Origin of the sequence: Kribbella turkmenica (assembly GCF_004348725.1) — a bacterium.
Lineage (GTDB): Bacteria > Actinomycetota > Actinomycetes > Propionibacteriales > Kribbellaceae > Kribbella > Kribbella turkmenica.
In genome coordinates this window covers 35,855-60,331 of record NZ_SMKR01000018.1, presented here as the reverse complement: position 1 = coordinate 60,331, position 24,477 = coordinate 35,855, and the positions used below count along the sequence as shown (strand labels likewise).

24 protein-coding genes are annotated in these 24,477 nt (G+C 70.2%); 8 read left to right on the top strand and 16 right to left on the bottom strand.

The genetic code is table 11. From position 1 onward, the window contains the following. Positions 1-187 precede the first annotated feature (187 nt). Genes E1218_RS06495 through dnaK form a run of 4 tightly spaced genes read right to left on the bottom strand, consistent with a single transcriptional unit; the run spans position 188 to position 4,412 of the window. Positions 188-643, bottom strand: a complete 456-nt coding sequence (locus E1218_RS06495; protein ID WP_132317264.1) for a heat shock protein transcriptional repressor HspR — start codon at positions 641-643, stop codon at positions 188-190. Beyond that, a complete protein-coding gene (gene dnaJ, locus E1218_RS06490) occupies positions 643-1,809 on the bottom strand; it encodes a molecular chaperone DnaJ (RefSeq protein WP_132317262.1) in 1,167 nt (388 codons plus the stop codon). Before dnaJ ends, E1218_RS06495 begins: the two co-directional genes overlap by 1 nt. Positions 1,810-1,836: 27 nt before the next feature. Beyond that, on the bottom strand, positions 1,837-2,550 hold the full coding sequence (gene grpE / locus E1218_RS06485) for a nucleotide exchange factor GrpE (protein WP_132317260.1): 714 nt from the start codon (positions 2,548-2,550) through the stop codon (positions 1,837-1,839). Next, the gene (gene dnaK / locus E1218_RS06480; protein WP_132317258.1) at positions 2,547-4,412 is read right to left on the bottom strand and encodes a molecular chaperone DnaK; all 1,866 of its coding nucleotides are present in this window, start codon (positions 4,410-4,412) and stop codon (positions 2,547-2,549) included. The genes grpE and dnaK overlap by 4 nt, the downstream gene beginning before the upstream one ends. Positions 4,413-4,642: 230 nt before the next feature. Between dnaK and E1218_RS06475 the strand changes: the two genes are divergently transcribed. Both E1218_RS06475 and E1218_RS06470 read left to right on the top strand, forming a co-directional pair. Beyond that, positions 4,643-5,119, top strand: coding sequence for a GNAT family N-acetyltransferase (locus E1218_RS06475; RefSeq protein WP_132317256.1), 477 nt, complete (start codon positions 4,643-4,645; stop codon positions 5,117-5,119). 216 nt (positions 5,120-5,335) lie between these two features. Continuing rightward, on the top strand, positions 5,336-6,250 hold the full coding sequence (locus E1218_RS06470; protein ID WP_132317254.1) for a type IV toxin-antitoxin system AbiEi family antitoxin domain-containing protein: 915 nt from the start codon (positions 5,336-5,338) through the stop codon (positions 6,248-6,250). Positions 6,251-6,271: 21 nt separating this feature from the next. Here the strand turns inward: E1218_RS06470 and hutI are convergent, their stop codons facing one another. From hutI to hutH, 9 genes are all read right to left on the bottom strand, one after another. Beyond that, on the bottom strand, positions 6,272-7,435 hold the full coding sequence (gene hutI / locus E1218_RS06465; protein WP_132317252.1) for an imidazolonepropionase: 1,164 nt from the start codon (positions 7,433-7,435) through the stop codon (positions 6,272-6,274). Continuing rightward, positions 7,432-8,742: a formimidoylglutamate deiminase gene (locus E1218_RS06460; RefSeq protein WP_132317250.1), complete on the bottom strand. Its 1,311-nt coding sequence runs from the start codon at positions 8,740-8,742 to the stop codon at positions 7,432-7,434. Before E1218_RS06460 ends, hutI begins: the two co-directional genes overlap by 4 nt. After that, positions 8,739-10,082, bottom strand: a complete 1,344-nt coding sequence (locus tag E1218_RS06455; RefSeq protein ID WP_233712057.1) for an allantoate amidohydrolase — start codon at positions 10,080-10,082, stop codon at positions 8,739-8,741. Before E1218_RS06455 ends, E1218_RS06460 begins: the two co-directional genes overlap by 4 nt. Before the next feature lie 11 nt (positions 10,083-10,093). Next, positions 10,094-11,023 carry an ABC transporter substrate-binding protein gene (locus tag E1218_RS06445; protein ID WP_407657581.1) on the bottom strand — a complete coding sequence of 310 codons (930 nt, stop codon included), beginning with the start codon at positions 11,021-11,023 and terminating at the stop codon, positions 10,094-10,096. A gap of 99 nt (positions 11,024-11,122) precedes the next feature. Next, positions 11,123-11,773 (bottom strand): ABC transporter permease, encoded by a 651-nt coding sequence (locus E1218_RS06440; protein ID WP_132317248.1) that lies wholly within the window; start codon positions 11,771-11,773, stop codon positions 11,123-11,125. Position 11,774: 1 nt separating this feature from the next. Then, positions 11,775-12,434 carry an ABC transporter permease gene (locus E1218_RS06435; RefSeq protein ID WP_132317246.1) on the bottom strand — a complete coding sequence of 220 codons (660 nt, stop codon included), beginning with the start codon at positions 12,432-12,434 and terminating at the stop codon, positions 11,775-11,777. Positions 12,435-12,549: 115 nt separating this feature from the next. Then, a complete protein-coding gene (locus tag E1218_RS06430) occupies positions 12,550-13,548 on the bottom strand; it encodes an ABC transporter ATP-binding protein (protein ID WP_132317244.1) in 999 nt (332 codons plus the stop codon). A gap of 137 nt (positions 13,549-13,685) precedes the next feature. Further along, a complete protein-coding gene (hutU, locus tag E1218_RS06425; RefSeq protein WP_132317242.1) occupies positions 13,686-15,341 on the bottom strand; it encodes a urocanate hydratase in 1,656 nt (551 codons plus the stop codon). Between the two features lie 16 nt (positions 15,342-15,357). Continuing rightward, a complete protein-coding gene (gene hutH / locus E1218_RS06420; RefSeq protein WP_132317274.1) occupies positions 15,358-16,950 on the bottom strand; it encodes a histidine ammonia-lyase in 1,593 nt (530 codons plus the stop codon). A gap of 54 nt (positions 16,951-17,004) precedes the next feature. Between hutH and E1218_RS06415 the strand changes: the two genes are divergently transcribed. Genes E1218_RS06415 through E1218_RS06405 form a run of 3 tightly spaced genes read left to right on the top strand, consistent with a single transcriptional unit; the run spans position 17,005 to position 18,874 of the window. Further along, complete coding sequence (locus E1218_RS06415) at positions 17,005-17,901, top strand: GNAT family N-acetyltransferase (RefSeq protein WP_233712052.1); 897 nt, start codon at positions 17,005-17,007, stop codon at positions 17,899-17,901. Beyond that, on the top strand, positions 17,901-18,095 hold the full coding sequence (locus E1218_RS06410) for a hypothetical protein (protein ID WP_132317240.1): 195 nt from the start codon (positions 17,901-17,903) through the stop codon (positions 18,093-18,095). The genes E1218_RS06415 and E1218_RS06410 overlap by 1 nt, the downstream gene beginning before the upstream one ends. 20 nt (positions 18,096-18,115) lie before the next feature. Continuing rightward, a complete protein-coding gene (locus E1218_RS06405) occupies positions 18,116-18,874 on the top strand; it encodes an IclR family transcriptional regulator (protein ID WP_132317238.1) in 759 nt (252 codons plus the stop codon). 162 nt (positions 18,875-19,036) lie between these two features. On the opposite strand, the gene rpmG is transcribed toward E1218_RS06405, so the two are convergent. Beyond that, positions 19,037-19,204: a 50S ribosomal protein L33 gene (gene rpmG / locus E1218_RS06400; RefSeq protein WP_132317236.1), complete on the bottom strand. Its 168-nt coding sequence runs from the start codon at positions 19,202-19,204 to the stop codon at positions 19,037-19,039. Positions 19,205-19,328: 124 nt separating this feature from the next. Between rpmG and E1218_RS37720 the strand changes: the two genes are divergently transcribed. The 3 genes from E1218_RS37720 (at position 19,329) to E1218_RS06385 (ending at position 22,260) form a co-directional block, all read left to right on the top strand. Further along, positions 19,329-20,429 (top strand): CobW family GTP-binding protein, encoded by a 1,101-nt coding sequence (locus tag E1218_RS37720; RefSeq protein WP_132317234.1) that lies wholly within the window; start codon positions 19,329-19,331, stop codon positions 20,427-20,429. Next, positions 20,426-20,671 (top strand): type B 50S ribosomal protein L31, encoded by a 246-nt coding sequence (locus tag E1218_RS06390; RefSeq protein WP_132317232.1) that lies wholly within the window; start codon positions 20,426-20,428, stop codon positions 20,669-20,671. The genes E1218_RS37720 and E1218_RS06390 overlap by 4 nt, the downstream gene beginning before the upstream one ends. Before the next feature lie 167 nt (positions 20,672-20,838). Further along, on the top strand, positions 20,839-22,260 hold the full coding sequence (locus tag E1218_RS06385) for an aromatic amino acid lyase (RefSeq protein ID WP_233712051.1): 1,422 nt from the start codon (positions 20,839-20,841) through the stop codon (positions 22,258-22,260). On the opposite strand, the gene E1218_RS06380 is transcribed toward E1218_RS06385, so the two are convergent. Next, positions 22,257-23,468 carry an SGNH/GDSL hydrolase family protein gene (locus E1218_RS06380; protein WP_132317228.1) on the bottom strand — a complete coding sequence of 404 codons (1,212 nt, stop codon included), beginning with the start codon at positions 23,466-23,468 and terminating at the stop codon, positions 22,257-22,259. The genes E1218_RS06385 and E1218_RS06380 overlap by 4 nt on opposite strands. A gap of 119 nt (positions 23,469-23,587) precedes the next feature. After that, entirely contained in the window at positions 23,588-24,430 is an 843-nt protein-coding gene (locus tag E1218_RS06375) for a prenyltransferase/squalene oxidase repeat-containing protein (protein ID WP_132317226.1), read from the bottom strand. Positions 24,431-24,477: the final 47 nt, after the last annotated feature.

The window sequence follows — 24,477 nt, the reverse complement described above, 5'->3', positions numbered from 1 at the left end:
GGGGGACGACAGCCTCCACCAGCCGGAGGGTCCGAGGGGGGCGGACGCCTCCGGGGTCAAAGGCTCGACGCATCGGCCGAGCGGTCTCGAACGCTCGGCGCATCGGGCGAACGGTACCGGGCTCGGTGCATCGCCGAGCCGGTCTCGGCCGGCCCTGCGCCCGGATCAGGGCGCAGGCCGGCCGCTGTCAGCGGGGACCCAGCTCCAGGGGCCGCGTCCGGATCCAGCGGGCCGTGGTCTGCTGCCGGCCCATGGCGATCACGTCGCCGGCCGGACCGGCCGAGAAGACCCGGCTGCCGGTGCTCTGCCTGGACGCACCGACACCGCGCTGGACCTCGGCCAGCAGCTGGTTGACCCGCCTGCGCAGACCCTCCACCTCGGACTGCAGCGCGAGGATGTGCCGGATGCCCGCCAGGTTGACGCCTTCGTCCTGGGACAGGTGCTGCACGTACCTCAGCTTCGCCACGTCATACGCCGAGTACCGCCGGCCGCGGCCGGACGCCCGGCTCGGCACCACGAGGCCGAGCCGGTCGTACTGGCGCAGGGTCTGCGGATGCATGCCGGCCAGCTGGGCGGCCACCGAGATCACGTAGATCGGGGTGCGGTCGTCCCAGGTCGGCACCTGGCTGAACGGGATGCCCATCACGGGCTCCCGAACAACCCGGCCCGCAGGTCAGGCTGATCCGACGCGGAACTGAACTCCTGCAGCTTGGCGCGCTGCTCCTCGCTCAGCTCGTGCGGGACCTGCACCTCGAGGGTGAGCAGCAGATCGCCCTTGGTGCCGTCCCGGCGGACCGATCCCTTGCCGCGGACGCGCAGCTTGCTGCCGTTCGCCGTACCGGCCGGGATCCGGACCGTGACGGGCAGGCCGTCCAGGGTCGGAACCTTGATCTCCGCGCCCAGCGCCGCCTCGGTGAAGCTCACCGGGACGTTCAGCGTCAGGTGCTCGCCCTGACGGCCGAAGATCCGGTGCGGCTTGACGTGCACGGTGACGTAGAGGTCGCCCGCGGGGCCACCTCGTTCGCCGGCCGCGCCCTTGCCCTTGAGCCGGATCCGCTGGTTGTCCTGCACACCCGCCGGGATGCGGACCTGCATGGTCTTGCTCGACTGCCCGCGGCCGGAGCCGTGGCAGGTCTCGCACGGCTGGTCGACGACCAGGCCGCGCCCCCTGCACTCGGTGCACGGCTCGGTCATGGCGAACACGCCGCCCTGGACCGAGGTCTGCATGCCCGTGCCCTCGCACTTCAGGCAGACCTTCGGCACCGTGCCGTACTTCGCACCCGTGCCGCGGCACGTCTTGCACGGCTCGTCGCTGGTCATCCGGAGCCCGACGGTGACACCGTTGACGGCCTCGGCGAACTCGATCGTCGCCTCGGTCTCGATGTCGGCACCGCGCCGCGGCCGCGCCGTCGACGTGGTGGTCGTGGTCCGGCCGCCACCGAACATGCCGCCCAGGATGTCGCCGAGACCGCCGCCGGCGCTACCGGCACCGCCGCGGTTGAACAGGTCACCGACGTCGAAGTTGAAGCCGCCGCCGGTACCACTGCCACTCGGCATCCGGAAGCCCCCGCTGCCGAACAGCCGGCGGGCCTCGTCGTACTCCTTGCGCTTCTTCGGGTCGCCAACGACGTCGTACGCCTCGGAGACCTCCTTGAACTTCGCCTCCGCGCCGGCGTCCCCGGCGTTGGAGTCCGGGTGGTACTTGCGCGCCAGCTTGCGATAGGCCTTCTTGATCTCGTCGGCATCGGCGGACTTGGAGACGCCGAGAACCTTGTAGAAGTCCTTCTCGAGCCAGTCCTTCGTGCTCATCCGACGCCTCCTCTCCCGCCGTCGCTGTTACTCCGCAGACTTGTCTGCGGGCTGGTCGTCATCTGTGCTCTCCACCGGTCCGTCGGCCTTCGCGGCCTCGGCCGGCAGTTGCTCAGTCGGTTCCGACACCGCCACCCGGGCGGCCCGCAGGACCCGCTCGCCGAGGCGGTACCCCGGCTGCATGACCATGGTCGCGGTCGGGCCGTCCACCTCGTCGGAGTAGTTGTGCAGCAGGGCCTCGTGGATCCGCGGGTCGAACGGGTCGCCCGGCTCGCCGTACCTCACCAGACCGAGCTTTTCGGTGACCCGTTCGAGCGACTCCGAGACCGCCTTGAACGCGCCCTCCAGCTCACCGGCCTCGCGGGCCCGGCCGATGTCGTCCAGGGTCCCGAGCAGCTCGGTGAGCACCGAGCCGATGACGAGCTCCCGGGACGCCTCCCGGTCCCGGTCCACCCGGCGCTTGTAATTGACGTACTCCGCCTGCAGTCGCTGCAGGTCCGCCGTACGCTCGGCCAGCGCCTCGGTCAACAGTGCCTCCTGGGCGGACGGGCCGATGAGGTCCGACGGGTCCCGCGGCGGTTGCGCGCCCGGGGTGCCCGGCATGCCCGGAGCCGCGCCCGCGGCGGGAGCGTCCGACGTGGACGGCTCCCGCAGCGCGCCGGTGTCCGGGTCGATCCGGCGCTTGTCCCGGACGACGGGGTCGCCGTCGCCGAACTCGCTGCCAGTCGGTCGATCCGTCACTTGTCCTCCGTCTTGTCCTGCGGCCGGTCCTCGTCCACGATCTCGGCGTCGACGACGTCGTCGTCGCTGCTTGTGCTCGAGGTGCTGTCGGACGACGTGCTCTCGTCAGCGGAGTCGCCGGCGGCCTGGGCGTTCGCGTACATCGCGGCACCCATCTTCTGGCTGGACTGGGCAAGCTTCTCCGACGCGGCCTTGATCGCGTCGGCGTCGTCACCCTCGAGCGCCTTCTTCAGCTCGGCGACACCGTCCTTGACCTCGGTCTTGACGTCGTCCGGGACCTTGTCCTCGTTCTCGGACAGGAACTTCTCGGTCTGGTAGACGAGCCCCTCGGCCTGGTTGCGGTTCTCCACCGCCTCACGGCGCTTGCGGTCCTCCTCGGCGTACTGCTCGGCGTCGCGGACCATCTTGTCGATGTCGTCCTTCGGCAGCGCGGAACCGCCGGTGACGGTCATCCGCTGCTCCTTGCCGGTGGCCAGGTCCTTGGCGTTGACGTGCACGATGCCGTTCGCGTCGATGTCGAAGGTGACTTCGATCTGCGGCACGTTGCGCGGCGCCGGCGGCAGGCCGGTCAGCTCGAAGTTGCCCAGCGACTTGTTGTCCCGGGCCATCTCCCGCTCACCCTGGTAGACCTGGATCATCACCGACGGCTGGTTGTCCTCGGCCGTGGTGAAGATCTCCGAGCCCTTGGTCGGGATCGTGGTGTTGCGCTCGATGATCTTGGTGAACACGCCGCCCTTGGTCTCGATACCCAGGCTCAGCGGGGTCACGTCGAGCAGCAGGACGTCCTTGACCTCACCCTTCAGCACACCGGCCTGCAGGGAGGCGCCGACGGCGACGACCTCGTCCGGGTTCACACCCTTGTTCGGGTCCTTGCCACCGGTCAGCTCCTTGACCAGGTCGGCCACCGCGGGCATCCGGGTCGAACCGCCGACCAGGATCACGTGGTCGATCTTCGCCACGTCGATACCGGCGTCCTTGATGACCGCCTTGAACGGGGCGCGGGCGCGCTCCAGCAGGTCGTTGGTCATCTTCTGGAACTCGGCCCGGGAGAGCTTCTCCTCCAGGTGCAGCGGGCCGGACTCGGTCAGGCTCAGGTACGGCAGGTGGATGGTGGTCTCTGCCGCGGCGGACAGCTCGATCTTGGCCTTCTCGGCGGCCTCCTGCAGCCGCTGCATGGCCATCTTGTCGCCGGACAGGTCGGTGCCGTTCTTGTTCTTGAACTGGGTCACCAGCCAGTTGACGATCCGCTGGTCCCAGTCGTCACCACCGAGGTGGTTGTCACCGCTGGTCGCCTTCACCTCGAAGACGCCGTCGCCGATCTCCAGCAGCGACACGTCGAACGTGCCACCACCGAGGTCGAAGACCAGGATGGTCTGCTCGGTGCCCTTGTCCAGGCCGTACGCGAGCGCGGCCGCGGTCGGCTCGTTGACGATCCGGTGCACCTGCAGGCCGGCGATCTCACCGGCCTCCTTGGTCGCCTGGCGCTGCGCGTCGGAGAAGTAGGCCGGCACGGTGATGACCGCGTCGGTGACCTGCTCCCCGAGGTACGCCTCGGCGTCCCGCTTCAGCTTCTGCAGCACGAACGCACTGATCTGCTGGGGGGTGAACTTCTTACCATCGATCGTCGTGCTCCAGTCCTCGCCCATGTGGCGCTTGATGGACCGGATCGTGCGGTCGACGTTCGTGGTGGCCTGGCGCTTCGCCACCTCGCCGACCAGGACCTCGCCGTTCTTGGCGAAGGCCACCACCGAGGGCGTCGTGCGCGCTCCCTCGGCGTTGGGGATGACGGTGGGCTCGCCACCTTCCAGTACGGCGATGACGGAGTTCGTCGTACCGAGATCGATACCGACCGCGCGGGCCATGCTTTTACCTCCACAGAGTTGAGTGATGCAGACTCAATGTTGCCGTTCGTCCGCCTCGGTTTCAAATCCGTGACTGAACAAACTTGAGTTCACTAGGCTCAACATTGCACATCGGTCAGGTCATTCCCAAGGGGACCCCCGATTTTCCGGGGTCGGCCGGGGTGGGTCCAGGAGACCCCTCCCGGGGCAAACGCTTACCGTGCGATGGTGTCACAGTGAAGCTCCGCCCCATGACCTCTGCCGACGAAGCGGCGGTGCTTGCCCTGAACGCCGCCGCCGCAGACGACGGCCTGGTCGAGCCCCTCGGTCCGGACCGGCTCGACTGGCTCCGGCTGATCGCCGCGCACGCCGCCGTGATCGAGGTGGACGACGAGGTGGCGGCCTTCGTGCTGACCTTCGCACCCGGCTCCGCGCACGACGGACGCGACTTCCAGTGGTTCGCCGAGACGTACGCCGACCGGTTCCTGCACCTCGACCGGATCGTGGTCGCCGAGGAGCACCGCCGCCAGGGCATCGCGACCGCGGTGTACCGCGCGGTCGAGCGGTCCGCCAAGCCATTCGACCGGCTGGTCTGCGGGATCCGTTCCGACCCGCCGGACGTCGCCGGCCTCGCGTTCCACGCCGGCCGCGACTTCGTCGAGGTCGGCAAGCTCCGCCGCCCGGACGGCACCACCACCGCACTGTGCTCGAAGGAGCTCAGCGACTAGCTCGTGCCTGATTCGGGTGCGTGGACGGTGCCTGGCCGCTCCGAGGCCTGATCGACGTACGACGGTTGTCGGCACGGACCGCCAGGCCATCACAATGGTCGACCGCATCCCGCCACCGCGGTGACCTCGCGCGTTGACGCCGCCTTGTGATGGCCTGGCGGTCCGGCTGTGGACAACACTCGACGAACCCCGGCCGATTTCCGCCACCATCGGCGCATGTCCGAGGTTCTCGATGTCCTCCAGCGTCGCGCGGGTACGGCGACGTTCGCCGAACTTCGCGCGGTCGTCTCCGGGCGTGTCATCCGGACGGCCTTGGCCGACGGCACGATCAGGCGCATCGCGAAGGGTGTGTACGCCGTTCCGCCGGCAACCGACGCGCTCGCCGCCGCCCGCGCTCAGGGTGGGGTGGTCTCACACCTGAGCGCCGCCGTTCTGCACGGATTCGCAGTGCTCGAACTGCCGGGCAAGCCCCACGTCACCGTGCCGCGCGGGCAGCACCGCCGCTTGAGTCAGCTCGACTGCGACCTGCACTGGGCCGATGGCGTCCCGTCCGATGGCCGGTGCACCGGCAAGCTCCGAACAGTGCTGGATTGTGCGCGCACTCTCTCCTTCCCGGCGGCGCTCACTGTCGCGGACTCGGCCCTCCGGCTGGGCGCAGTGGACCGATCGCAGCTGCTGATAGGGGCCACCGCTCTGACCGGTCCCGGTTCTCGTCGCGCCCGGCGGGTCGCGGCCGCCGCGGACGGCCGGGCCGAGTCGCCATTGGAGTCCACGCTTCGATCCCTCCTGATCGAGGCTCGAATCGAGGGCTTCGAGCCCCAGGTGGCGGTTCGGGACCACGGCTTCTCCGCCCGGGTCGACCTGGGCCACCCAGAACTCCTGATCGCGTTGGAGGCCGACAGCTTCGCTCACCACGGCACGCGGATCGCGCTCACGCGAGACTGCCGCCGGCACGTCAACCTCACCATCCGCGGCTGGCGTCTGCTGCGCTTCTCGTGGGAGGACGTGATGTTCGACCCAGCATGGGTGGTGGAGGTGATCCGGCAGGCGATCGCCGGATCTCCAGGCCATCACAATTCGCGTGGGAGCGTCAGCGGGAGCCGGAGGCGGCGTGTGTTACGAGGGTTGTGATGGGGTGGGCGTCCACCGTCCCTAGACCGGGCGGCCGCCGGTGAACGTCTGGCTGACCAGGGGGACGCCGGGACGGTACGCCAGGTGGATGTACGACGCCGCGTCGAGCACGGCCAGGTCGGCCCGGGCCCCCGGGGTCAGCCGGCCGACATCGGTACGCCGCAACGACGCCGCACCGCCCGCGGTCGCGGACCACAACGCCTCGGCCGGGGTCATGTGCATCTCGCGCACGGCCAGCGCGATGCACAGCGGCATGGAGGATGAGTAGCCGGAGCCCGGGTTGCAGTCGGTGGCCAGGGCGACCGTCACTCCCGCGTCGATCAGCCGCCGGGCATCCGGGTACGGCGACCGCGTCGAGAACTCGACCGCGGGCAGCAACCCCGCGACCACGCCGGTCGAGGCGAGGGCGTCGATGTCGGCGTCGGACAGGTAGGTGCAGTGATCGGCCGCGGCCGCCCCGATCGCGCAGGCCAACTGGACGCCTGGGCCCTCGCCGAGCTGGTTCGCGTGCACCCGGGCGACCAGGCCCTTCCTCTGCCCGGCGGTCAGGATCGCCCGGGCCTGGTCCTCGTCGAAGGCGCCGCGTTCGACGAAGACGTCGATCCACTTGGCGTGCTCCGCGACCGCGTCGAGCATCGGACCGGTCACCACAGACACATAGCCCGCCGGGTCGTCGGCGAACTCCGCCGGTACGACGTGCGCCCCCAGATAGGTGGTCTCGTCGGTGAACTGCTCCGCGATCCGTAGCGCCCGCGCCTCGTCGGCGACCGTCAGCCCGTACCCGGACTTGATCTCGACCGTGGTGGTCCCCTGCCGGCGCATCTCGGTGACCAGGCGGCCGACGTTCGCGGTCAGCGCCTGGTCGGTGGCCTGCCGGGTCGCCGCCACCGTCGTCCGGATCCCGCCCGCGGAGTACGGCGTACCGGTCATCCGGGCGGCGAACTCGTCGGCGCGGTCGCCGGCGAACACCAGGTGCGCGTGCGAGTCGACGAACCCCGGGATCACCGCCCGCCCACCGAGGTCCACAGCCCCGTCGGCCGCCGGGGCGTCCTGACGCCGCCCGACCCAGGCGACCTTGCTGCCCTCGACCACCAGCGCGGCGTCCCGGAGTTCGCCGAGCGGCTCGCCGCGGGCCGGGTCGTTGGTCACCAGCGAACCGATGTTCGTCAGCAACAGCGAGGTCACGCGGTCACTACTCCGATCGAGGCTGTCAGCTCCGCCGCCACGTCCAGCTTCACATGATTGCCATCAGCAACCAGTCGCCGTCCGCCGACGACCACGTCGGTGACATCGGCGGCCGACGCCGCGAACACGGCGGTCTCCACTGTTCCTCCGGTCCCCGCCGTACGCACGCTGTCCAGGCGAAGGGCGACTAGGTCGGCACGAGCACCGGCCTCGATCACGCCAGCGTCGGCGAACCCGATCGACCGGTGCCCGTCGGCCGTCGCCGCCTTGAGCAACTCGGTCGCGGACCAGTGGCCGCGTTCCTGCGAGGCGAGCCGCTCGTCGAGCTCGACCGCGCGCATCTCCTCGAACAGGTCGATCACCGCGTGGCTGTCCGACCCGAGGGTCAACGGCGACCCGGCGTCCCGCAGCGCCACCGACGGGCCGATGCCGTCGGCCAAATCCCGCTCGGTCGTCGGGCAGAAGCAGGAGTACGTCGCCGAGCTGCCGAGCACACCCACGTCGACGTCGGTGAGCTGCGTGGCGTGCACGGCACTCGTCCGTCCGCTGAGGAAGCCGCTCTCGTCCAGGACCTGGGCCGGCGTACGACCGTAGGCGTCGAGGCAGGCCGCGTTCTCGCCGACCTGCTCGGACAGGTGGATGTGCAGCGGCGCGTCCGGGAACGCGGACGCGACCGCGCCGAGCTGATCTTGAGGCACTCCGCGGACCGAATGCGCGGCCGCGCCGATCACGACGTCGTCGGAGCCGGTCAGGGCCGAGACCCGGGCGGCCCAGCGGGCGGCGTCGCCGTCACTGAACCGCTCCTGCACGGAGTTGAGCGGCTGGTCGATCCCGCCGGCGAGGTAACACGTGTCCAGCAAGGTGATCCGGATGCCGGCGTCGCGGGCGGCCGCGATCAATGCGGCACCCATCGCGTTCGGGTCGTCGTAGCGGCGGCCGCCGGGGGCGTGATGCAGGTAGTGGAACTCGCCGACCGCGGTGATCCCGGCCAGCACCATCTCGCCGTACACGGCGCGGGCGAGTTGGTAATACGACTCCGGGGTGAGCATCGACGCGACCGCGTACATCCGCTCGCGCCACGTCCAGAACGTGCCGCGCCCGGTCTGCGCCCGGCCGCGGAGCGCCCGGTGGAAGGCGTGGCTGTGGCAGTTCGCCAGTCCCGGGACGACCAGGCCGCGGAGGCGGATCGCGTCGCCGGGCTCGGCGTTCGTCTCGACCGCGGCGAAGCGTCCGTCGGCGATTGTCACCAATACGCGCTCGGCGACCCCGGTCGGCAGGAGGGCGCTCGAGCACCAGTACGACGTCACTTCGCGAGATCCCTCAGTACGGCGGCCAGCGCGTCCACGCCGGCCAGGCAGTCGTCAGGCTCGGCGAACTCGGCCGGTGAGTGCGAGATGCCGGTCGGATTCCGCACGAACAGCATCGCGGTCGGGACGCCGGCGGCCGAGAACACCCCGGCGTCGTGTCCGGCCCCGGTCGGGAGCACCGGCGCGCCGTCGAGTACGTCGACCAGGCGGTCGCGCAACCCGGCCGGGAAGTCCACGCTCGGGGAGACGGACTCGGGGACGACGTCGAGCGTCGTACCGTCGCGTTCGGCGCGCTCGGCCGCCTGCCTGGTGATTGCTGCAAGCAACGATTCGAGGGCGGCCTCGTCGGCGGCGCGGGCGTCCAGCCAGGCGGTCACCTGCAACGGCACCGCGTTCGTGCCGTTGGGCTCGACGGAGACTCGGCCGAAGGTCGCGCGGGCGCCCGTGAGGCGGGCCTGTTTGTTGGCGGCCAGGGCGGTCATGGCGTAGGTGAGCATCGGGTCGTGGCGGTCTTCCATCAGGGTCGTGCCGGCGTGGTTGGCCTCGCCGCCGAAGGTGAACCGGTACCGCCCGTGCGGCCAGATCGAGCTCGCCACCCCGACCGGCGCGGTCAGCCCGCGCCCCTGCTCGACGTGCAACTCGACGAACGTCCCCATCTTCGCCAGCAACGGCGACGGCCCGACACCCGCCGGATCCGTCCCCGCCGCCTCGAGCGCCGCCGCCAGCGACACCCCCTGCCGATCAGTCAACGCCAGCGCCCGCTCCGCAGGCAGGACTCCCGCCGCCACCCGAGACCCCAGGCAAGGCATCCCGAACCGCGACCCTTCCTCCTCCACGAACGCCCCGACCCCGATGGGCACGGACGGCTCGAAGCCCTCAGCCCGCAACAGGTCCACCGCCGCCAGAGCCGAAACCACCCCCAACGGCCCATCGAAAGCCCCACCGTCGATCACCGAATCCAGATGACTTCCGGTGACGATGCCCGGCCGGGAGGCCGGCCCTCCGGCCGGGGTTGCAGCAGAGCCGGGACTGGCTGGAGACGCCGCAGCATCCCCAGCGCCCAGGCCCGTGCCCCGGCGGCCGGCGGCGGTTGCGGAATCCCGGGTGCCGGTGCTCGATGGAGCACCCGGTATGCCGAGCTCCGCGTGGCGAGCCGGCTCGCCACGCGGAGACCACCAGGCGACGAGGTTGCCGATGCCGTCGGATTCCAGGGTCAGGTTCCGGCGGGTGCACTGGTCGGTGAACCAGGCGGTGGCTTCGCGTTCGGTCGGCGTCCAGCCGCCGCGGCGGTAACCCCCGGTGTCGGGGTCCCGGCCGACGGCGGCCAGCGCCGCCCACATGTCCTCGAAGCTCAAGACAGCGGGTTCTTCGACAGCCAGTCCTTGGCGACCGCGTTCGGCGACTCCTTGCCGACGTCGATCCGCTTGACCATCTCGGTCAGCGCCTCCGTGGTCAGCTTGGCGGACACCGCGTTCAGCGCCGCGGCGACGTCGTCCGACTTGTGGTCGGTCCGGATCAGCGGAACGACGTTGTTCGGCGGCAGGATGTTCTCCGGGTCCTCCAGCATGATCAGGTTGTTGTCCTTGATCAGCGCCTGGGTGGTGAAGAAGTTCGACACCTGGATCTGGTTGTCCAGCAGGGCCTTCAGGCTCAGCGGACCACCCGCGTCGAGCGTCTTGTACTCCTTGCCGAACTCGACGCCGTACTTCTCCTTCAGCCCCTTCAGCCCGGCGTCGCGCACCTTGAACTCGGAGCTGCCGCCCGCGGCCATGTCCTTCGCGACCGGCTTCAGGTCGGCCAGCGTCTTCAGGCCGTACTTGTCCGCGGTCGCCTTAGTCACCACGATGGTGTCCTCGTCGGCCGCCGGCGACTTCTCCAGCACCTCGAGCCCGGACGGCAGCGACGACTTCAGCGCGTCGTACGTCGCCTGCTCCTCGGTCTCGGTGGAGTCGGACTTGAAGTAGTGCAGCGCGGCACCGGTGTACTCCGGCAGGAGGTGCACCGAGCCGTCCTTGATCGCGGCCATGTAGGTCTCGCGGTTGCCGATGTTCGGCTTCTGCGTGACCTCGACGCCCTTCGCGGCCAGCGCCTGACCGTAGATCTCCGCCAGCAGCTGGCTCTCGGAGAAGTCCGCCGAGCCGACGGTGATGCTGGTGACCTTGTCCGGCGCGGGCGATGAACCCGCGTCACTGTCGCCCAGCTGATCGCCTCCACCCCCACAACCGGCCAGGCCGAGCATCGCCACCCCGGCGATCGCAGTTCGGACGAGTGTGGATCTCAACACGAGAGCCTCCAGTGTCTGGTCAGCCACCGGCCGTTACCGGTGGATATTTCGATGGGGCGGTTCGTCAGGTTCATCAGATCAGGCCGGTCCGACACTTCAGTCGGCCTTCAGGCCGTTCGAGACGACGACGCGGCCGAGGACGGCGAACAGCACGTCGAGACCGATGGCGAGCAGGGCCACCAGCAGCGCGCCGGTGAACATCTGCGGGAAGTCGCGGAGCTTCAACCCGTCGACCACGTAGCGGCCGAGACCGCCGAGGGACACCAGCGCGGCGATCGTCGCGGTCGAGACGATCTGCAGGGTCGCGCCGCGCAGACCGGAGATGATCAGCGGCATCGCGATCGGGATCTCCACCTTCGTCAGGATCTCTCGTCCGGTCATCCCCATCCCCCGGGCCGCGTCGATCGTGGCCGGATCGACACCGGACAGGCCGGCGTACGTCGAGGCCAGGATCGGCGGGATCCCGAGGGCGACCAGCGCGATCAGCACCGGCAGGAAGCCGATCTGGTCGGTCAGCAGCACCGCCAGCATCAGCAGCCCGAGGCTCGGCAGGGCGCGGGCCGCGTTGCCGAGGTTGATCGCCAGGAAGGCCCCGCGCCGGGTGTGGCCGATCCGCAGGCCGACCGGCAGCGCGATGGCCGCGGAGATCCCGAGGGCGGCGAACGTGTACCAGATGTGCTCGATGATCCGGGCCCAGATCCCTTCCGGGCCGGACCAGTTGAACGAGTCGGTCAGGTACTCCCACATGTCAGGCCACCTCCACCGGAGGAGCGGCGATCACGCGCGCCCAGGGAGTCAGGATCCGCTGCAGTCCGACCAGCACCAGGTCAGCCAGCAGGGCCAGCAGCACCGAGAGCACCACGCCGACCACGACCGGGGTGAGGAAGTCCTTCTGGAAGCCCTGGGTGAAGAGCTCGCCCAGACCGCCGATGCCGATCACCGCACCGACGCTCACCATCGAGATGTTCGCGACGGTGACGACCCGGAGGCCGGCGAAGATCACCGGTACGGCGATCGGCAGATCGACCGCGAACAGCCGGTGCAACGGGCCGTACCCGACCGCGACCGCCGACTGGCGGACCTCCGCGGGAACGGAGCGCAGCCCGTCGATCACGTTCCGGATGAGCAGGGAGACCGTGTAGACGGTCAGCGCGACGATGATGTTCACCGTCGACAGCACCTTGGTCCCGAGGATCGCCGGCAGCACGATGAACAACGCGATCGAGGGCAGTGAGTACAGCACGCCGCCGAGGGCGATCAGCGGATTCGCCAGCCACGAGAACCGGGTGGCGACGTACCCGAGCGGCACCGAGATCAGCAGTCCGAGGATCACCGGGACGATCGCCAGGTAGAGGTGCTCACGCAACTGTTCCCAGATCAGCCCGAGGTTGTCTGCTGTCCAGGTCATGGGGCCTCCTGGTTCGGACTGAGGAGCGCAGGCAGCGTAGCGACTGGGGCGACGAGGGGGCATCGGGAGTCGAAGCCCCACGACCCCCGCGACGGAGGCGTGGCCAGGTGCACAGTCATGACCGGAGCGCCTCTGCGACGATGGCCTGGTCGAAGACTCCCAGGGCCTTGCCACTGTCGTCCACGCAGATGCCGCGGCCGGTCGGAGAGGTCAGTACGGCGTCCAGCGCGGCCCGCAACGAGTCACCCTGCTTGAACACGGCGCCGATCGGCAGCAGCTCGTGGTCGGCACGCCAGCCGACCGGCGCACCGGAGTCGTCGAGCACGAGCTCGGACGGCAACGGTTCGACCGGAAGTTCCTGGGGGTGCACGAACGTGAGCGCTCGGTACCCCCGGTCCTGGCCGACGAATCCCCGGACGAAGTCGTCGACCGGATTCGCCAGCAGCTCGGACGGCGGCGCGAACTGCGCGAGCTTGCCGCCGACCCGCAGGACCGCGACGTTGTCGCCGAGCTTGATCGCCTCGTCGATGTCGTGGGTGACGAACACGATGGTCTTGCCGATGTCGCGCTGCAGCCGGAGCAGCTCCTCCTGCAACTGGTGACGGACGATCGGGTCGACGGCGCTGAACGGCTCGTCCATCAGCATGATCGCCGGGTCGGCCGCGAGCGCGCGGGCGACCCCGACTCGTTGCTGCTGGCCACCGGACAGCTGGGCCGGGTAGCGCTCGGCCAGCTTGAGGTCGAGGCCGACGCGTTCCAGCAGCTCCATCGCGGTGTCGCGGGTCTTGCGCTTGTCCCAGCCGAGCAGCTTCGGCACAGTGGCGACGTTGTCGACCACGGTCTTATGCGGGAAGAGGCCGGCGTGCTGGATCACGTACCCGATCCCGCGCCGCAGCGTCACCGGGTCCTTGCTGGTGATGTCCTCGCCGTCGATCGAGATCGTCCCGCTGGTCCGCTCGATGGTGCGGTTGATCATCCGCAGCGACGTGGTCTTGCCGCAGCCCGACGGGCCCACGAACACGGTGATCTGACCGCTCGGGATCCGCAGGGACAGCGTGTCGACGGCGAGTGTGCCGTCCGGATACCGCTTGGTGACGTCCTCGAACTCGATCATGGCGCCCCTTCGCGCTCGTCGTCGGTCGCCCGATCGACCCTAGCGGAACGAGAGACCGAAGCCACGTGATCGCCCGATTTCTCGCTCCGCGGGAAGTGCACCACAGCGATAGAGATTCCCATGGTCGCACTCAGTGGTCAGGATTCCTGCATCGGAACCCGGACCCCCCGGTCGGCGGCAACCTCTGCTGCCTTGTCGTAACCGGCGTCGACGTGCCGGATGACACCCATCGCCGGGTCGTTGCTGAGTACCCGCTCCAGCTTCTGCCGCGCCAGGTCGGTGCCGTCGGCAACCGATACCTGGCCCGCGTGGATGGACCGGCCCATGCCGACGCCGCCACCGTGGTGGATCGACACCCAGGACGCGCCGCTGGCCACGTTCACCATCGCGTTCAGCAACGGCCAGTCCGCGATCGCGTCCGAGCCGTCCAGCATGCCTTCGGTCTCCCGGTACGGCGACGCGACGCTGCCCGTGTCCAGGTGGTCCCGGCCGATCACGATCGGCGCCTCGAGCTCGCCGGACGCGACCAGCTCGTTGAACCGGACGCCGGCCTTGTCCCGCTCGCCCTGGCCGAGCCAGCAGATCCTTGCCGGCAGCCCCTGGTACGCGACCCGCTCACCGGCCATCCTGATCCACCGGGTCAGGTGCTCGTTGTCCGGGAACAGGTCGAGGATCGCCTGGTCGGTCCTCGCGATGTCGGCCGGGTTGCCCGACAGCGCGGCCCACCGGAACGGGCCCTTGCCCTCACAGAACAACGGCCGGATGTACGCCGGGACGAAGCCCGGAAAGTCGAACGCGCGCGTGAACCCGGCCTTGCGGGCCTCGTCGCGGATCGAGTTGCCGTAGTCGAACACCTCTGCGCCGGCGTCCTGGAAGCCCACCATCGCGGCCACGTGCCGGGCCATCGAGGCCTGCGCGCGCTCGGTGAACCCGGCCGGGTCCTTCTCCCGGGCCGTCGTCCAGTCGTCGAACTCGATCCCGGCCGGCAGGTACATCAGCGGGTCGTGGGCCGAGGTCTGGTCGGTGACGACGTCGATCTGAGCGCCGAGCTCCAGCAGTTCCGGCACGATCACCGCGGCGTTGCCGAGGACACCGATCGACAGCGGTCGCCGGGCCTTCCTCGCCTCCTCGGCCAGCCGCAGCGCCTCCTCCAGCGAGTCCGCGCGGACGTCCAGGTAACGGTGCTCGATCCGCCGGTCGATCCGGGTGGGGTCGACGTCGACGCAGATCGCCACACCGTCGTTCATGGTGACGGCCAGCGGCTGCGCACCGCCCATCCCGCCGAGCCCGGCGGTCAGCGTGATCGTGCCGGCCAGCGAGCCGCCGAACTTCTTCTCCGCGACCGCGGCGAAGGTCTCGTAGGTGCCCTGCAGGATGCCCTGGGTGCCGATGTAGATCCACGAGCCGGCCGTCATCTGGCCGTACATCGTCAAGCCCATCGCCTCCAGCTTGCGGAACTCCTCCCAGGTGGCCCAGTCGCCGACCAGGTTCGAGTTCGCGATCAGCACCCGCGGTGCCCACTCGTGCGTCTGCAGCACGCCGACCGGCCGGCCGGACTGCACCAGCATGGTCTCGTCGTCCTTCAGCGTGGTCAGCGTCCGGACCATCGCGTCGAAGGAGTTCCAGTCCCGGGCCGCCTTACCGGAGCCGCCGTACACGACCAGCTCGTCGGGGTGCTCGGCCACCTCGGGGTCGAGGTTGTTCTGCAGCATCCGCAGCGCGGCCTCCTGCTGCCAGCCGCGGGCGGTCAGGGTGGTACCGCGGGGGGCGCGCACGGGACGGGGTCCGGACATGGGTGATCCAGCCTTTCTAGGCGAGTGGGCCGGTGACGGCCTCGGCAGCGGACAAATAGGTGCCGTCAGCAACGAGCCGGACGGAGTGCTCGATCTCGGGCGCGAGGTGCCGGTCGGTGCCCGGGCCCTCGACGTGCTCCCGCAGTACGTCCCGGACGGCGGCGGTGGCCGGGGCCGGGGCGAGAGGTCTGCGCAGGTCGAGCGCCCGCGCGGCGGTCAGGATCTCGATGGCCAGGACGCGCTGCAGCCCGTCGATCGCCGTGCGCAGCTTGCGGGCGGCCGACCAGCCCATCGAGACGTGGTCCTCCTGCATCGCGCTGCTCGGGATCGAGTCCACGCTGGCCGGCGCGGCCAGCCGCTTCAGCTCGGACACGATCGCCGCCTGGGTGTACTGCGCGATCATGTGACCGCTGTCGACACCGGGATCGTCGGCCAGGAACGCGTTCAGCCCGTGGTTCCGGGCGACGTCGAGGAACCGGTCGGTACGCCGTTCACTGATGCCGGCCAGATCGGCGACAGCGATCGCGAGGAAGTCGAGCACGTAGCCGACCGGCGCGCCGTGGAAATTGCCGTTCGACTCGACCCGCCCGTCGGGCAGCACGACCGGATTGTCGATCGCGGCGGCCAGCTCGCGGTCGGCGACCGTCGCGGCGTGCGCCGCGGTGTCGCGGGCGGCACCGTGGACCTGCGGCGAGCAGCGCAGGGAGTAGGCGTCCTGGACCCGGTTGCAGTCCGGACCGCGGTGGCTCGCGACGATCGCACTGCCGGCGAGGATCGCGCGCAGGTTGGCGGCGGCGGACCGCTGGCCTGGATGCGGCCGCAGAGCCTGCAGGTCGTCCGCGAACACCCGGTCGGTGCCGAGCTGGCCCTCGACGCTCATCGCGGCAGCCAGGTCGGCGGTCTTGACCAGCCGGTCGAGGTCGGCGAGGGCGAGCACCAGCATGCCGAGCATGCCGTCGGTGCCGTTGATCAGCGCGAGGCCTTCCTTCTCCGCCAGCACGACCGGCCGCAGGCCGTGGTCGGCCAGGGCCCGGCCGGCCTCGAGAAGGTTGCCGTCGGCATCTCGGACGAAGCCCTCCCCCATCACCGCGAGCGCGACGTGGGACAGGGGCGCGAGGTCACCGGAGCACCCGAGGCTGCCGTACTCGTGGACGACCGGCGTCAGGTTGGCGTTGAGCAGGTCGGCGTACGCCTGGGCTGTCTCGACCCTGACACCGGTGCGGCCGGTCGCGAGGGTCGACAATCGCAGCAGCGCGAGGGCACGGACGACCTCGGTCTCCACCTCCGGACCGGAGCCGGCGGCGTGCGACCGGACCAGGCTGCGCTGCAACTGGGCGCGCAGTTCCGGGGCGATGTGCCGGGTCGCCAGGGCACCGAATCCGGTCGAGACGCCGTAGTGCGGGGTGTCCGCATGGGCGAGTGCCTCGATCGCGGCCCGCGACTTCGCGATCTCCTCGAGCGCCTGGTCGTCGACCCGCACCCGGGCTCCGTACCGGGCCACCGCGACCACGTCGGCCGCCCGCAGCGGCCCGACGCCGACGATCACCTCGTTCTGCTCATCCACGCGTTCATTCCACCGCGCGGCCCGGTGATCCGACAGCAGCGCCATGCACTTTCTGTCTCGCATCTGAGACATGGCCCATCGGCCACCTAAAGTTCAGGGATGGTGTTCGAGATCCGGACGGCGGGGCCGGAGGATGCGGTGGGGATCGCCCGGGTCTGGGCCGCCGCGATGCCGCAACTGGTGAAGACGGCGCGCGGGATCGAGGCCGAACTGCGCAACAGCACCCGCCGGATCGTGCTGATCGCGGTCGACGGCGCCGAGGTGGTCGGCTACGGCAACGTGTTCCTGCCCGATCCCGGTGAGCAGGCGCCGCGGGTGCGGATCTCGGTGCAGGTGCCGCCCGGCGAACGCCGGCGTGGCATCGGCGGCGCGCTGGCCGAGGCCGTCACCGCGAAAGCGGCGAAGGCCGGTGCGGCCAGTCTGCTGGTCGTGGTGGACGACAGCGAGGAGTCCAAGGAGTTCGCGACCCGGCGCGGATTCACCATCGGTCGCCGGATGAGCCATTCCCGGGCCGATCTGAGCGCCGTACCCGCACCGGCCGCTCCGCCCGAAGGCCTGCGCGACGTCGACTTCGACCAGGTGGAGCCGGAGCAGGTGTGGCGGGCGGTCGTGGCCGTCGCGAAGGGTGACCCGAGTGGCCTGTCGCTCGCACCGCCGTACGACGAGTGGCTGGCCACGGACTGGGGTCACGCGGATCTGCGCCGCGACCTCAGCGTCGCCGTGCTCGACGGCGGGACCGTCGCGTCCTTCGTAGTCACGACGGCCGACCCGGAGCGGCGGGTGATCTGGTCCAACCTGACCGGCACGATCCCGGCGCAGCGCGGCCGCGGGCTGGCGAAGGTGGTGAAGTCGGCGGCTCTCGCACGCGCCCGCGACGCGGGATTCATTCAGGCCTACACCGGCAACGACGCGGGGAACGCGCCGATGCTGGCGGTGAACTCCTGGCTCGGCTACCAGGTGTCGTCGGCCGCCTATACCGCGGAGAAGAACCTCTGATGCGCCTCTTTCTCGTCCTCGTGTTCTTCGCGGTCCTCTCCCTCGGAGCCGGCGTTCTGCTGTCCGGGGACGACCAGGATGTCGACTGGCTGGTCGCCGGCGGCCTGTTCGGGCCGGCGCTCGCCGGTGAAGGTCTCCGCGTCTGGCTGCGGCGCAGCCGCGCCCGGTCACGGGAATCGTCCGCAATCCGATAGTTCGCGGCTACGCTGCCGTTGTGAGCGGCAACGTTCCCGCCTCGACCCGCACGCTGCGGGTGCTGACCTTCCTGGCCACCCAGCCCGGACCGGTGCCGATGGAGCGCATCGCCTCCGCGGTCGGCCTGCCGCGCTCGTCGACGTACCACTTGCTGCGGGCAATGATCGATGAGGGCTTCGTCGTCCACCTGCCGGAGGAGAAGCGGTACGGGCTCGGGGTGGCGGCGTTCGAGATCGGGTCGGCGTACCTGCGGCACGATCCCCTGGAGCGGCTGGCGCGTCCGTTGCTCGTCCAGTTGGTCGCGGAGGTGGGTCAGACCGCGCATCTCGGCGTACTGCACGGGCGGGAGCTGGTCTACCTGTTGAAGGAACAGCCGCCGCGGCCGGTCACGCTGGTCACGGATGTCGGCGTCCGGTTGCCCGCGACGCTCACCGCGTCCGGGCGGGCGTTGCTGGCGGAGCTGCCGGCCGCCCAGGTGCGGGCGCTCTTTCCGGGTCCGGAGAGTTTCGTACGGCGCACGGACAAGGGGCCGCAGACGTTGACGCAGCTTCGTCGTCTGCTCGCTGACGAGAAGCGCCAGGGGTTCGCGGTCGAGGACTCGTTCATCAGCCCCGGGGTCTCGTCCGTCGCCAGCGCCGCCGTCGACCACGCCGGCCACCCGGTCGCCGCGATCAGCGTCACCTTCCGCACCGACGCCGTACCACCCGCTGAACGCCGCCTCCTGGCCCACCGAATCCGCCAGGCCGCGACGGCACTCACTCGCCGTTTGCACGGGTAGTTCCACCCACGCCTGAGGATCACCGCATCCCGTTCCGGCAGTCGCTCGAGCGCCTGACGTACGACGGCCCTCCTCGAAACCACCTGACTTCGAGGAGGGCCGTCGCGTCACCCACAGCCGCGGCATCCACGTCGCGGCCGGAGCACTACCAGGTGTTCGCTATCAACGCTCTTCGCGGAAGTCCACGTGCCGGCGGACGGCGGGGTCGTACTTGCGCATCACCAGGCGGTCGGGATTGTTCCGGCGGTTCTTCCGCGTGACGTAGGTGAAGCCGGTGCCCGCCGTGCTGCGGAGCTTGACGATCGGGCGGAGGTCGTTGCGCTTGGCCATACTGTCCTTTCCTGGATCACCTGGCGGGTGACCCTCGCTGAGCAGAACGTCGGCCGGGTAGCCGGTATTCCGCTCCGGAGGTTACCTTGTACTGGTAACCATTTTCAATAAGGCAGGAGTGTTGATGCTACCGGTGACCTTGCTGACGGGTGTCGACGAGCCGTTCCGCGCCGCCGTGGCGGGCCATCTGCTCGCCGCCGCCGGTCCGGCCGGTGTCCTGGTCGAGTACGACGTCGGTGCTCTGGCCGGCGGGTCCGTCGTCCGGATCGCCCGAACCGCCGGCGGGGTGATCGACCGCGAGATGATCCGGCTGGGTCACCCGTGCGTCTCCTGCGCGATGCGCGGCTCGCTCGTCGCGCTGCTGGACAGTATCGCGGCCGTCGAGCGGTACGGCGCCGCGATCGTGTCGGTGCCCGGCGCCGGGGACACCAAGGCGCTGGCCGAGGAGATCACCCGGGAGACGTCCGGGGAACTGCGCGTCGACGCGATCGTCACCACGATCGACACCCGCACCGTGATCGACGACCTCACCGGCGACGGGTCCATCCAGGAGCGTGGCATCCCGACCGCCGCCGAGGACAACCGCGCGATCGCCGAAGTGATCGCACGCCAGCTCGAGTACGCGAACGCGGCCGTCCTGACCACCGACGACAGCACCGTCCGGGCCATGACCCAGGCCATCAACCCCCGACTGCTCGTCCGGACCACACCGGCCGGACTCCTCGGCCTCCGACTGCATGACCCGGACAGGACCGGGTCGGAGCCGGGGTCGATCGGCGCCCCGCTGGAGGACGGCCCGGTCCGCACCCTGGTCTGGCAGTCGGACCGGCCGTTCCACCCCGAACGGCTGTACGACGCCCTGGAGGACCTGGTCGCCGGTACGGCGCGCGGCCGCGGGACCCTGTGGATCGCGACGCAGCACCGCAACCGGCTCAGCTGGGACAACTTCGGCACGAACATCTCGGTCGGGGTGCTCGGCCCATGGCTGGCCGACCTCCCGGCGGACCGGTGGACCGGGGTCGGGCAGCAGCACCAAGCCCGGTCGGCCCTCGAGTGGCACCCCCGGCACGGCGACCGGGCGTCGTACCTGTCCTTCACCGGGATCGACCTGGACGTCCGGGAATTCCGCGAGCGGCTCGACGGTTGTGTCCTACGTGCGGACGAAGCGGTCCACCCCCTGACCGATCCGTTCGCCCCTTATCTGGAAGGAAGTACCGCTGCATGAAGAAGGACATCCATCCCGACTACCGCCGGGTCGTCTTCCGGGACAAGTCCGGCGACTTCAGCTTCCTCACCGGTTCGACCCGCGAGAGCAACGAGACCATCGTCTGGCACGACGGGAACATCTATCCGGTCGTCGACGTCGAGATCTCGTCCGCGACGCACCCGTTCTACACGGGCCAGCAGCGCGTGATGGACACCCAGGGCCGGGTCGAGAAGTTCAAGAAGCGCTACGGCAAGGCGTAACCCGCCGCGGCCGGCCACAGGTTCTCGGGGCCTGGAACAGGGAATTGCCTGTTCCAGGCCCCGGTTTCTTGTCCAGGGACCCGAGTGCCGGCTTGTGTCTGAGATCCGAGACGGGAAGCGTTCCGCGGGTGACGCCAGGACCGGCGGCCAGGTCTCACACTGGGGCTGTGGAACCGGTGGAGCTTTCCGGGGTCGGCCTGACCCCGCTGGAGGCCGTTGCCCTCGGGCAGCGGCGGACCGCGGTGCGGTTGAGCGACGACGCCCGCAAGCGGATGAGTGAGTCGGCCGCCACGGTGGCCGAGGTGGCCCGGCACCGACCCGTCTACGGGCGGACGACCGGGGTCGGCGCGAACCGCGACGTGCTGACATCGGACCCCGAGCACGGTGCCCGTCTGCTCGGATCACACTCCACCACCGGTACGACGTCGTACCCCAAGGACGCGGTCCGGCTCGGGCTGCTGATCCGGGTGAACCAGCTCGCGGCCGGCGGCTCGGGGCTGGAACCCGAGGTCGCCGACGCGATCGTTGCCCTGCTCAACGACGACGAGCTGCCCGATCTGCACCGCGGCGGCGCCATCGGGACCGGTGACCTCGGTCCGCTGGCCGAGCTCGGCCTCGCCCTCGGCGACGTCGTCGACGGGACCAGCGCCCTGCCACTGCTGTCCAGCAACGCGATCACGCTCGCCGAGTGCTGTCTGGCGTACGTCGAGGCCGCCACGCTGATCAACGTCGTACCGCTGGTCGGCGCCCTGTCGCACGTCGCGCTCCGCGGCAACGCCGAGGTGTACGACGTTCGCGTGCAGGAGGCCCGCCCGCAGCCGGGGCAGGTTCGGGTCGCGCGGCGGATGCGCGGACTGCTGGACGGTCTGCCGATCCCGCCGGCCCGGGTCCAGGACCCGTTCGGCCTGCGGGCGTTCGCCCAGGTGCTCGGCCCGGCCGTCGACCATGCAGACGCTCTGGGCAACGGCCTGCGGATCGACATCAACGCGTCCGCGGAGAATCCACTGGTGGCCGGTGACACCGTGCTGCACAACGGCAACTGGCACGCGATGCCGATCGCGCTCGCCCTCGACTCCCTCCGGCTCAGCCTGCACAGCGTGGCGACGCTGTCGACGTCCCGCGTCGCCAACCTGGTCGATCCGGAGTTCACCGGGTTGAGCCGGTTCCTGGCCAGCGGTGCCGCGGCGAGCTCGGGCGTGATGATGATCGAGTACGTCGCCCACGACGCGCTGGCGGCGGTCCGGTCGTCGGCGCAGCCCGCGACTCTCGGCACGGCGACGCTGTCCCGGGGCGCCGAGCACCACGCCAGCTTCGCGCCCCAGGCCGCCGTACTGACGGCACAGCTCCTCGACGCACTGCGCGAGGTGCTCGCCAGCGAACTGGTCACCGCGGTACGGGCGATCCGCCTGGCCGGACTGTCGCCCGACGATCTCGCACCGGCCGCGGTCGGGCCGTGGCTCGCCGACGCACTGGCCGCGCTGCCCGGCGACTTGACCGACCGCTCACTGCGGGAGGACCTGGAGATCGCCCGCGGCCTGCTCACGCAGTGGGGCGACCGCCAGGTCGAGCATCCCGCCGAGTCCGGCTAGAGCTCCTTGAGCTCGAAGGCCTGTGCCATTGCCTTGAAGCCTTCGGCGTTCGGGTGCAGGTGATCGCCGACGTCGTACGCCGGCAGCATCTTGGACGGTGCCGCCGGGTCGCGGACCGCCTTGTCGAAGTCGACGACGGCGTCGTACTCACCGGACGTCCGGATCCAGTGGTTGAGCGCCTGCCGGTCCGCCTCCCCTTCGGGCGTGTAGTAGCCGGCGCCCTCGTACGGCGTCAGCGTCGCGCCGATCACCTTCAGCCCGGCCTGGTGCGCCCGCTCGATGAACTGCCGGTGCACGGCGATCAACGCCGCCGGCTCGACCGCGCCGCGGCTGCCACCGATGTCGTTGATGCCCTCGAGCAGTACGACGGTCTGCACGCCGGCCTGCCCGAGCACGTCCCGGTCGAACCGCGCCAGCGCCGAGTCGCCCGCCGTACCGGCGTTGTTGAGCAGGCGGTTGCCGCTGATCCCGGCGTTGAGAACGCCGAGCTCACGGTGCGCCGGCCCGGCCAGCAGCCGGTCGGCCAACTGGTCCGGGTACCTCAGGTTCTGGTCGATCGGCGACACCACGCCGTCGGTGATCGAGTCGCCGAACAGCACGACCGAGCCGCGCACCCGGCTCCGCACGTCGACACCTTCGATGATGTACCGGGCCATCCCGGAGATCGCCTGGTACTGCGACCCGTCGCCGCCGGTCTGGTCACCGGTGGCCAGGAAGCTCGTGGCGTAACCGGCCGGGTGCTGGGTCAGCGGGCCCGTCGGACCAGGGAAGTACGTGCTGATGACCAGGTCGGTGTCGTCCGGTACGGCGAGGCGCACCGGATCGGACACCCACTCGGTACCCACCGGGATCGTGACCGACGGCCGGCCGCCGAACAGCACCGGGACCAGCTTGGACGGCTCGACCGTCGGCGTCCCCGCGAGGTCGTCACCTCGCGGCGTCAGCGTCACCTTGCCGACGACGAGCGGGGACCTACCGTAGACGTTGGACAGCCGCAGCCGCAGCTCCGAGCCGCCGGCGCTCAGGTGAGCCACCTGCCGGAGGGTCGTGTCGGTGACACCGGTGGCCGAAAGCCCCGACGTACCCGGTGGAGTGACGGCGACGGCCCAGCTGCCGATCCAGTCGGGTGACGGCGAGGCCGAGGCGGTGGGAGTGAGCGGAAGCGCGAGCAGCGCCAGAGCGGCGACGAGCTGTTTGAGACGGCGCATGAGACCACCTTCGTCTGGGCGGAAACGGGACGTTCCCTTCGATCTCACCCGGAGTCGCCGCACACTCGCAACCGGTCATCGGTGAGCGGTCGGAGTTCAGAGCCGAACGCACAGTCTTCTCAGAGCCGGCCGTAGGCCTTCAGGGTGCGAAGGGCCGCAATGGTGACGATGCCTCGGTAGGCGAGGGTGGAGGAGGTGCCCGGCGGTTCCCAGGTGAGGGTCCAGCCGCCGTCGGACTGCTGGTCGGCGACCAGGCGGTCGAGGTGGGCCTCGAGCTGGGAGTCGTCGAAGAGCCCGCGCCAGAAGCTGTCCGGCGTCGGCGCAAGGTGCAGCGGGGTGACGCCGTACTCCGGGTCGGCCGCGTCGGCGCGGTACCAGTTGAGTTTGGGCAGCCAGTCCCGGACCTTGTCGAGGTCGACGTCGTCGGTGTGCTCCAGGAACTCCATCGCGACGTGCATGCCGTGGGCGTCCTCGGGGAAGCCCTTGGCCAGCTCGGCGGCGCACCATGCACCGGCCTTGTCCCGCCACGGGTGCTCGAAGCCGAACCGGTGGAGCTGTCCGACCAGACCGGCCGTCGGGTTCAGGCCGGGCTCGTACGTCCACTCGGTCATGTGCTCGGCCCGCGGGTAGCCCTCGATCACCGGGCCGCACAGCGGGACCGCGCCGTCCGGGGTCGCGATCGAGTCGAGCCAGTCGACAGCCCGCCGGACCATCTCGTCGTCCCGCGCGCCGGCGGTCAGCAGGGTCTCGAAGGCGACCTGCACGTCGAGTGCGAGGCTGTCCGGGCAGCGCTTGTCCGGCTCCAGCCCGTGGCCGAAGCCGCCGTCCGCGTTCTGGTAACCACGCAACGCGTCCACGACGCCGCCCGCGTCAGCCTCCTCGAAGACCGCGGCGAACAACCGGCTCTCCACCAGCCGTCCCTCGCGGCGTACGAAATCCCGACCTGCGTTGAAGATGTCCATGCCGATACCTTGCCGCACCTGCCCGCGAGGGTCTTGAACGAAACAGA

Coding starts and splice junctions, on each gene's coding strand:
- E1218_RS06495 (WP_132317264.1), bottom strand. CDS start 643: ATGGGCATCCCGTTCAGCCAGGTGCCGACCTGGGACGACCGCACCCCG.
- dnaJ (WP_132317262.1), bottom strand. CDS start 1,809: ATGAGCACGAAGGACTGGCTCGAGAAGGACTTCTACAAGGTTCTCGGC.
- dnaK (WP_132317258.1), bottom strand. CDS start 4,412: ATGGCCCGCGCGGTCGGTATCGATCTCGGTACGACGAACTCCGTCATC.
- E1218_RS06475 (WP_132317256.1), top strand. CDS start 4,643: ATGACCTCTGCCGACGAAGCGGCGGTGCTTGCCCTGAACGCCGCCGCC.
- E1218_RS06470 (WP_132317254.1), top strand. CDS start 5,336: ATGTCCGAGGTTCTCGATGTCCTCCAGCGTCGCGCGGGTACGGCGACG.
- E1218_RS06455 (WP_233712057.1), bottom strand. CDS start 10,082: ATGTGGGCGGCGCTGGCCGCCGTCGGCCGGGACCCCGACACCGGGGGT.
- E1218_RS06440 (WP_132317248.1), bottom strand. CDS start 11,773: ATGTGGGAGTACCTGACCGACTCGTTCAACTGGTCCGGCCCGGAAGGG.
- E1218_RS06435 (WP_132317246.1), bottom strand. CDS start 12,434: ATGACCTGGACAGCAGACAACCTCGGGCTGATCTGGGAACAGTTGCGT.
- E1218_RS06430 (WP_132317244.1), bottom strand. CDS start 13,548: ATGATCGAGTTCGAGGACGTCACCAAGCGGTATCCGGACGGCACACTC.
- hutU (WP_132317242.1), bottom strand. CDS start 15,341: ATGTCCGGACCCCGTCCCGTGCGCGCCCCCCGCGGTACCACCCTGACC.
- hutH (WP_132317274.1), bottom strand. CDS start 16,950: ATGGCGCTGCTGTCGGATCACCGGGCCGCGCGGTGGAATGAACGCGTG.
- E1218_RS06415 (WP_233712052.1), top strand. CDS start 17,005: ATGGTGTTCGAGATCCGGACGGCGGGGCCGGAGGATGCGGTGGGGATC.
- E1218_RS06410 (WP_132317240.1), top strand. CDS start 17,901: ATGCGCCTCTTTCTCGTCCTCGTGTTCTTCGCGGTCCTCTCCCTCGGA.
- rpmG (WP_132317236.1), bottom strand. CDS start 19,204: ATGGCCAAGCGCAACGACCTCCGCCCGATCGTCAAGCTCCGCAGCACG.
- E1218_RS37720 (WP_132317234.1), top strand. CDS start 19,329: ATGCTACCGGTGACCTTGCTGACGGGTGTCGACGAGCCGTTCCGCGCC.
- E1218_RS06390 (WP_132317232.1), top strand. CDS start 20,426: ATGAAGAAGGACATCCATCCCGACTACCGCCGGGTCGTCTTCCGGGAC.
- E1218_RS06380 (WP_132317228.1), bottom strand. CDS start 23,468: ATGCGCCGTCTCAAACAGCTCGTCGCCGCTCTGGCGCTGCTCGCGCTT.
- E1218_RS06375 (WP_132317226.1), bottom strand. CDS start 24,430: ATGGACATCTTCAACGCAGGTCGGGATTTCGTACGCCGCGAGGGACGG.